The sequence below is a fragment of the Glutamicibacter sp. genome (genome assembly GCF_035257265.1).
Taxonomy (GTDB): Bacteria; Actinomycetota; Actinomycetes; order Actinomycetales; family Micrococcaceae; genus Glutamicibacter.
This window is the reverse complement of the sequence record NZ_DATEXC010000047.1, coordinates 1-7,981: the sequence shown is the minus strand read 5'-3', so window position 1 is coordinate 7,981 and position 7,981 is coordinate 1. Positions and strand designations below refer to the sequence as shown.

The 7,981-nt window shown below is 56.0% G+C and carries 5 protein-coding genes and 1 rRNA gene; 2 read left to right on the top strand and 4 right to left on the bottom strand.

Features of this window, described 5'->3' with window-relative positions; all coding sequences use genetic code 11:
• Positions 1-264 precede the first annotated feature (264 nt).
• Both VJ369_RS12605 and VJ369_RS12600 read right to left on the bottom strand, forming a co-directional pair.
• A complete protein-coding gene (locus VJ369_RS12605; protein WP_414652661.1) occupies positions 265-1,953 on the bottom strand; it encodes a flavin monoamine oxidase family protein in 1,689 nt (562 codons plus the stop codon).
• Between the two features lie 46 nt (positions 1,954-1,999).
• Positions 2,000-3,478: an amino acid permease gene (locus VJ369_RS12600; protein WP_324092416.1), complete on the bottom strand. Its 1,479-nt coding sequence runs from the start codon at positions 3,476-3,478 to the stop codon at positions 2,000-2,002.
• Between the two features lie 97 nt (positions 3,479-3,575).
• Between VJ369_RS12600 and VJ369_RS12595 the strand changes: the two genes are divergently transcribed.
• Together VJ369_RS12595 and VJ369_RS12590 are read left to right on the top strand one after the other, a co-directional pair.
• On the top strand, positions 3,576-5,159 hold the full coding sequence (locus VJ369_RS12595; protein ID WP_324092415.1) for a PucR family transcriptional regulator: 1,584 nt from the start codon (positions 3,576-3,578) through the stop codon (positions 5,157-5,159).
• A gap of 75 nt (positions 5,160-5,234) precedes the next feature.
• A complete protein-coding gene (locus tag VJ369_RS12590; RefSeq protein WP_324092414.1) occupies positions 5,235-6,695 on the top strand; it encodes an HNH endonuclease in 1,461 nt (486 codons plus the stop codon).
• Positions 6,696-6,727: 32 nt separating this feature from the next.
• Here the strand turns inward: VJ369_RS12590 and VJ369_RS12585 are convergent, their stop codons facing one another.
• Both VJ369_RS12585 and rrf read right to left on the bottom strand, forming a co-directional pair.
• A complete protein-coding gene (locus VJ369_RS12585) occupies positions 6,728-7,537 on the bottom strand; it encodes a nitrilase-related carbon-nitrogen hydrolase (RefSeq protein WP_324092413.1) in 810 nt (269 codons plus the stop codon).
• Positions 7,538-7,863: 326 nt separating this feature from the next.
• Positions 7,864-7,980 (bottom strand): 5S ribosomal RNA (gene rrf / locus VJ369_RS12580).
• Position 7,981: the final 1 nt, after the last annotated feature.

Here is a 7,981-nt window from a genome sequence, read left to right as displayed (position 1 = left end):
GAAACGGTATTCTCAGTTCCCATTGATCTTCATTTATCCACAGTGACCTGTGTAAAACTCTTGATTTTCTGGGGATTATCACCGAATTCTGTACCGGTTTTTGTTCCGGCCTTGTTTCGGCGACAGATAAAAACTATACACAGTTTTTGGGGATGTTTCAAATCGGTGGCCTCTTTTCCGCAGTGACCGTGCACACCTATTTTTTCCTACGGTTTAAAGTCCGAGTCCCGCACGGATTATTCGTACGGGGCTCGGTTTAATTATTTATGAATCCAGCACTGCCGGCTTGAGCTCAAGTCGCTTGGGACCATACTCGGCCAAGAACTTGCCCGGCCCCGGGTTAGTCGCCGCATCCTTCCCACCCAAATGCTCAATTACGCCCCACACTGCGTTCAGTCCGGTGGTAACTGCGCCTTCGGCCCAGCCCGCGGTCCACGAAACATCGTCGCCGGCAAGGAAGATGCCGCGGTGCTCCGCCGCCATCTCGTGCTGGTCGAAGTGCGTGTATAAACGCTCCTGGTAACGGTAGTGACCGGGCAGGTTGGCTTTGAAGGCACCCATGAAGTTTGGGTCCGACTCCCAGGACACGGTGATCGGCTGGCCCACTATGTGACTGCGAATATCCAAACCAGGATAAATCTTCTCCAACGAGTGCAGCATCAACTCCATGCGGCGCTCCGCAGAAAGCGACAGCCATTTGAGCGCATCGTCATTCCAGGTGTAGGACAACAAAATCACCGCCGGCTGGTCATCGCCGTTGTCCAGCAGGTAGGTAGCCCGGTTCAAACGGTCCGTCAGCGTCATCGACATCAGATACTCACCGGTGACCGGATCACGGTCTTTCCAGAACGGACGATCAACCATTACAAAGGTCTTCGACGACTGCATGTAGTGACTGCGCTCGATGGCGGTCCACAATTCGGCCGGGAATAGCGCCTCATCGGTATCAATACCGGTAGATAGCAACCAGGACTGCACGGTGGAGACCACCGCACCAAATTCCGCGGTTCGACCGAAGCGTTCGGTGACCTCGATGGTGTTCGAACCGTTGAAACCAGCACTGTCGGTGCGGTATACCTTGGCTACCGCCCCGCGCGGCGCCCCACCGTGCAGCGAAGCCAACGAGGTGCCTGCCGGCCAATATGCCATGTTTTCCGGTGCATGATTCCACAGCGCCTTGGGAAGTTGCGCGGCGCCGCCGACAATGCCGCGGTGGTGGTCGTCGGCGTCGGTGTAGACCACACGCAGAATTTCCAGAATAGAGTTGGGGAAGTCGGTGTCCCAACCGCCAGAGCCAAAACCGACTTGGCCGAAGGCCTCGCGGTGCTCGAACCCAGCATGTGTAAAGGCCTTAGAGTTCGAGATGAACCCGTAGAAGCTTTCCTCGTCGAACTCTTCAAGAATTGAGTTCCACAATTCCTTGATGGTTTGGGTGTCGCGGGTCTTGATGGCCTGCTGCATCTGTTCAAAATGCGCGTCGTCGCGCAGTGCCTGCTTCCAGGCCTCTGCCACCTCACGATAGAACTCGGGGAGGTCTTCCTCTTTTTCTACGTAGATCTTCTGTCCTTTAAGCTCGATCACCGTAGAGTCGGTGGGATCTGCCAGCGGATTCGGGAAGTCATAGGTGTCTAGGCCCAGCAGGTCGATGTAGTAGTACAGCGCCTTGCTGGAGACCGGGAAGCGCATACCGCCCAGGTCGCAGGTGATCTGCGGGGCCGCGAGGAAGCTGGCGGTACGCAGCCGGCCACCGATCTGATCTGCCTCGTAGACTACTGGCTTCAGCCCCAGTTTCATCAGCTCATAGGCGGTCACTAGGCCGGAGAGCCCCGCGCCGATTACCGCTACCTCGGTGCCGTACAACTCTTCTGGGACGCTGCCCAGCCCGGCCGGATTGGCCAGGTAGTGGTCGTAGCTGAAGGGGAAGTCCGGGTTGAGCATGTTGATGCTGTTCATTGCGAGTCCTGTAAGTCCTTTGTTCTTGTTGATGCAGCCGCGTTGTTTACTGGTTTTCGCCCACGTGGCTGGCGATGTAGTCCTGCTTGCTCAGCTGACCCAAGCGCGAACGGCGTCGACCGTAGCCTAGGTAGATAGCAATGCCCACCAGCATCCAGATAAGGAAGACCACCCAAGTGTGCCAGCCCAGCTGGCTCATCAGGAACAGACAGGCAAAAATTCCGAGAATCGGGGTGATCGGGTACAGCGGCACCCGGAAAGTGCGCGGTGCCTGCGGTTGGCGTTTACGCAGGTACATCACCGAAACGCCGACCAGTGCGAAGGCAAACAAGGTACCGATGCTGGTGGCGTCGGCCAGCGCACCGAGCGGGATGAACCCGGCGGTGATAGCCACGACGATGCCGGTGATCAACGTGCCCGCGACCGGGGTTCCGGTACGCGTCGAAACCTTGCCGAAAACCGCGGGCACCAAGCCGTCACGGGACATGCTCATCAAGATACGGGTCTGTCCGTAGAGCACCGTCAACACCACCGAGGCGATGGCCAGCACCGAGGCGAGCGCAAAGATCAGCACGAAGATCGGCTGTCCGGTCAGTTCGCCGACGATCTGCACCAGCGCCGCTTCGGTGCCCACAAACCAGGTCCACTCGCGCGCACCGATAGCCGACACTGCTACCAGCACGTAGGTGATGGTCACGATCAGCATCGAAAGCATGATCGCCCGGGGCAGATCGCGTTTCGGATTTATGGCTTCTTCACCGGCGGTTGAGGCCGCATCGAAGCCGATGTAGGAGAAGAAGACGCTGGAGGCTGCGGCGGTGACGCCGGCGGCACCCATCGGCAGCAGCGGTTCGAAGTTTCCGGCATTAAAGGCGCTGAAGGCGACGATCGAGAAGAAGATCAGGATGCCGGCCTTGATGATCACCACGACCGTGTTCACGATGGCCGATTCGCGCGCTCCACGCACCAGCAGCAAGGTAGCCAGTACAACGACGATCAGTGCCGGCAGGTTAACTACGCCTCCCTCGGCGGGACCTCCGGCCAACGAGACCGGAAGTTCCATATTAAAGGTCCGCAGCGTCTGATTAACATATTCGCCTGCGCCCACGGCCACCGCGGCTACCGAAACCGCATATTCCAGCACCAGGCACCAGCCGCAGATCCAGGCGATACCTTCTCCCATGGTCGCATAGGAATAGGAGTAGCTTGAACCAGAGACCGGGACCATGCCGGCCATTTCCGCATAGGACACCGCAGAAAGCAACGCGGTGACACCGGCAATCACAAATGAGATCCAAATAGCCGGGCCGGCGATCGGGACAGCGGCACCGAGAATCACCAGGATGCCGGTGCCCATCGTGGCGCCCACACTGATCATGGTCAATTGCCACATGCCTAAGGTGCGACGCAGCTGCCCGGTGTTGCTTTCCGCTTCGCCGACCATAGTCTTGATTGATTTTCGGCGGCGCAACTGCGGGCCGAGTGCGGTGACGGTTCTTGAGGTCACATCGCTGTTACTGTTCATCGCAGGTCCTTGCTGGGAAATGGTTTTGCTGCCGTGTTCCAGCCTAAATCTGTGACGGCGCTCTCAACGTGGAATTTTTGAACTAAAATATTGTTGCATGGGACATTTCGCACCGCAATTGCAGCCCACCTGGGAGTCCATTACGCTGGCGCGCTTTTTGCGCCAGTTGCCACCTGCGATCGAACTCGTCCACGACGCCGGCGATCGCCCGGTGCGCTGGGTAGAACCCAGCGATATGGATGACCCAACCGACTACCTCATGGCCGATGAGCTGATCCTTACCAGCGGTTTTCCATTCCTCGAGCACGTTGCTGACCAAGAATGGATTGACCGGTTTATCGCCAGGCTGGTGCAGGCCGAGGCCAGCGCCCTAGGTTTCGGCTTGGAACCTTATTTCTCCAGCATTCCAGAGACGGTCCGCATAGCCTGTGCGCGTCACGGACTCACCCTGCTGCAAATTCCCACTTCCGTCCCTTTCGCCGCGATCGGCATTGCTTTCGCCAAGCTCATGGAGGCCGACGGCGCCGCCCAGCTACGCTCCAACGCGGAAGCTAATCGCGCGCTGATGCGCTGCATTTCTCACCCTGACCCCGAACGCCAACTGGTCGCTACGTTGTCCCAACGCCTCAAGGGCTCGGTCAGGCTCACCAACGCATCGGGCCAGACTCGTTTCAGCACCACAATTGCCTCGATCATTGCGCTGGATACCGCCACTGAGGAGCAGTTGATCCGAAATGCTTTCCAAGCCACAGGTCCGCAACCTTTTGCACTGCACCGACAAGACACCCAGGTGCATCTGGCCTTCCCGATCCGAGCCGCATTCTCACCGAGCGGCCAGTCCCCGCTGCTTGGCGCGCTCAGCGTCGGATTCTCACGCACACCCTCCGCCTTCGACCACCACCTGATCACCTCTGCACTGGGTCTGTTAGAAGTGCTTGCCCGCGAGCGAGCCGCCAGTTCAGCCGCGTCTTCGCAGCTTGCCACGTCCCTGCTCTTCCGTTCGCACACGATCTTCGACTCCGAGACGTTGCATCACTTAACCGAGAGCGTCGGTAGCGATACCAACCAGGCGCTGCGCGTCACCGTCATTTCACCCCTAAGTACAGCGCGCACCACAGAAACTAACTTCCACCTCGCGCACGTTCATGCATTATTCGACACCCGCTTGGCAATGCGGCGCGACGATCACCTCATCGCACTAACGCGCGCCAAACCCACGCCAGATTTATTTGAACGCCTCAAATCCAACGGATATTTGGCAGCATTCAGCACCCCTGCGAAGCTGGAATCACAACTAGGTGAAAAGCTGGGAGAACTACTCGCCCAGGCCAGCGGGCTCCTCCCCCAAATGCTGGAACGCCAACAATGCCTGGACGCCGCATCCATCCCACGCACCTTCGCTTCACTGCTACCAGCACAGGCCGGAAGACAGTTGGCGGAAGAACAGCTGGCGAAAATTCTTGAATTACCAATGGCCCGCCGCGACCTCTACTTAGACGTGCTTCACGGATGGTTGGAAGCCAACGGCTCCTGGGATCAAGCTTCGAAAAATATCAATTTGCATCGCAACTCGGTTCGCCGACATATTGCGACTATCGCTGAGATTGTTGGCAAAGATTTAAACCAGGCGCAAGTCCGCCACGATCTTTATCTTGCGCTGAAGTTCCTAACCGCAAGCTAACCGCGGGACCAAGGATATCCACAGTTTTTTACAATATTAGAAGACATATTCTAACTAAAGAAGTATAATTAGAATATGTCCGAAGCAATGGCGCAACGACAAGGCCAAGATGAACCAGCGCTTCATGAGGATTTCGAAGTCCAAATGAAGCAGCTGCAGAATAAGCTGGCGTGGATTGAAGAACACGGCAGTAAAGCCGACTGCGTGCAAGCAATAGAAGGACTCGAAGGACTCATCTCTTCCTTTCGCTATCACCAGGCAGGACTCGCTCATCAGCTAGAGAAGCAAGTTGTCCGGGAGCATGAAGACCGTGGCACATCCATCGATGATCAAACTCGTGGGGCCGCTAGTACCTTCGCTCTCGCTCGTAAACAGTCACCTCAAGGTGCACGAAACTTCTTGGTCAATTGCCGCATCCTCTTCGAAGACACCCCTAACTTTGCTGCAGCCTGCTCTCGCGGCGAATTCACCGAAGCTCAGGCCCAAGCTATCCTCACGCCGTTACAGGATGTCAGGGCGGTGCGTCGCGTTGAATTTGATGAAATCTACGCGTTAACCCCCGACATGTTTGATTCCATGGGGCCAAAACAAATCAAAGAAACCGTTCAACAGTTCGTTCTGGGTTACACCTCGGATCTCGAGTCCAAAAAGCAAAAGAGCTCCGAAGAGAACAGGCACGTCCGTTTTCACGTTGATGAGGACGCTGGGTGTGTGAAGCTCAGTGGAGAGCTCCCGCTTATTGCCGGCCTTGCACTGAAAATGTACTTACGTGAAGAGGCTCGTAAGCTCAAGAAGCAAGGTGACCCGAGGACCCTCGCCCAGATCAAAGCTGATCTGCTAACCAGCTATATGATCGCTGGCGAAGCGACGAATATGCGCATTGCTTTGAACGTCGGGGTCATTATGACCGACAGAGCACTGTTTCTCGGTGAGCGAGAACCCGCATTCCTCGAAGGGTACGGTTTCATTTCAGCCCAGACCGCCCGGGAATGGATCGGTGGCCACCAGATTCCCAATCAGCAGACTTTTGAGGAAATGGAAGCAAAGCTCACACCAGAGTTTATTGAACAGATTGAAGTGATAACGGAGCTGACCAGGTTGTATACGGCTCCGGGCAACCAAGAATTAATCTCTATGGATTCCAAAGCCCGGATCTTCCCGGAGAAGCTCAAGAAGTTCATTCGGATTCGTGACCGTCACTGCCGCACCCCGTTCTGCGATGGAATGGTCGAAGAAATAGACCACGTAGTCCAGCATGCTAGGGGTGGACCAACCAGTGTTTTCAACGGAGACGGTCGCTGCAGCCTCTGCAACAAGGCTAAAGAATCGGCTGGTTGGTATGAGTACGTGACGTTGAAGGGCCCGCATTCGATGGTGATCTGCCCTGGCTCCTCAATGTCGTATCACTCAACTGCGCCACCAGCGGCAGGGTATGCGCATAAGCCCTTCCCCCAAATGATGTGCGATTCGAATTGGATCTCACGAGTTAGAGAACAACTTAAGAACCAGCATGGTCCTGAATTCTTAGCGAACTGACGCAGATCGGTGGGATGTTAGGCGAATGCCATCTAACCTTCCAGCGCGTTGGTTCGCTCAGCAGCCCATTGAGCATAAATCTCTGGACGAGCTTCTGATAGATATGGAACTTCAGCCTTAGTCGGCGCATAAGCGCCTAGGTCAGCGTAAAGAACTTCAGGTTCGTGGCCCGCTTGGGCAAGAACAGATCCATCTGGTCCTGCAATTACGCTGGTGCCAGCTAACTCAAAGCCAGCTTGGCTGCCACTGTGGTTGGAATAGGCAATGAACAGTTGACTCTCCATTGCCCGCGTTGGAACTAGATGCGTGCAAACACGCTCATACCCGCGTCCCATGGCCGTCGGGACCAGTAACAGTTCAACAGAACGATGGGCAGCTTCGCGAACGATCTCGGGAAATTCAACATCGAAACAGATCACCATACCAAGCATCATTTCTTTGTATTCGAATGAGGCAGGCGGATTCACCCCAGGCACGAACACATCTTGTTCTTCAGAGCCAAAGAGCTGAACTTTTTGATAGTGGGCCAGTTCAATTCCATTGTGGTCAACAAAGGTCGAGGTTATCAGCCAGCCGCTATCCGTTACTTCAGGAAGTGAGTACGCCAGAGCGATTTCATGCTCCGATGCAATTTCCGAAAGACGACGGTGGACGTCTGGAATTTGTGTGGCATCTAGAGACTCACGGAGCGCATACGGCGAATATCCCACGGCAAACAATTCTGGTGTCAACAGGATTTCAGCTCCTCCGGAAGCGGCTTGCCGCGCGGCCCGCTGAATCACCTCAAGGTTGCTCTGGATATCCAAGACTTCAGCCTCGGCCTGCATCACCGCGATGCGCATGTATTTCCTTCCACGAAATCTTGTTGTCTCGGATTAACACTACGTCGAGATAACTACGGGGTAGCTAGGCGGTTTGACACCGAAGTTTCGCATTCAAGTACTTTTCGCACCACTGATAGAGCAGGTCATGAGGGTCGGTGTCGTTAAACAGCAAAAAGGGTCCCGCCCGTCCAGGCAGAACCCCACACCACCCACCACGCAGCCGGCAACCCCACCACCACCAAACGGAGGGTTAAACAGGTGAGGCCCCGAACACCACAGTGTCCAGGGCCTCAAACCAACCACAACAACATCATCATCAGGTGACGTCGCTTACTCCAAGTTAAGTCCGGCGGTGACCTACTCTCCCACACCCTCACGAGTGCAGTACCATCGGCGCAGTGGGCCTTAGCTTCCGGGTTCGGTATGGGACCGGGCGTTTCCCCCACGCTATGACCGCCGTAA

Bases quoted from the DNA above. Each gene is read 5' to 3' on its own strand.
- VJ369_RS12605 (WP_414652661.1), bottom strand. From the start codon at position 1,953: ATGAACAGCATCAACATGCTCAACCCGGACTTCCCCTTCAGCTACGAC.
- VJ369_RS12600 (WP_324092416.1), bottom strand. From the start codon at position 3,478: ATGAACAGTAACAGCGATGTGACCTCAAGAACCGTCACCGCACTCGGC.
- VJ369_RS12595 (WP_324092415.1), top strand. From the start codon at position 3,576: ATGGGACATTTCGCACCGCAATTGCAGCCCACCTGGGAGTCCATTACG.
- VJ369_RS12590 (WP_324092414.1), top strand. From the start codon at position 5,235: ATGTCCGAAGCAATGGCGCAACGACAAGGCCAAGATGAACCAGCGCTT.
- VJ369_RS12585 (WP_324092413.1), bottom strand. From the start codon at position 7,537: ATGCGCATCGCGGTGATGCAGGCCGAGGCTGAAGTCTTGGATATCCAG.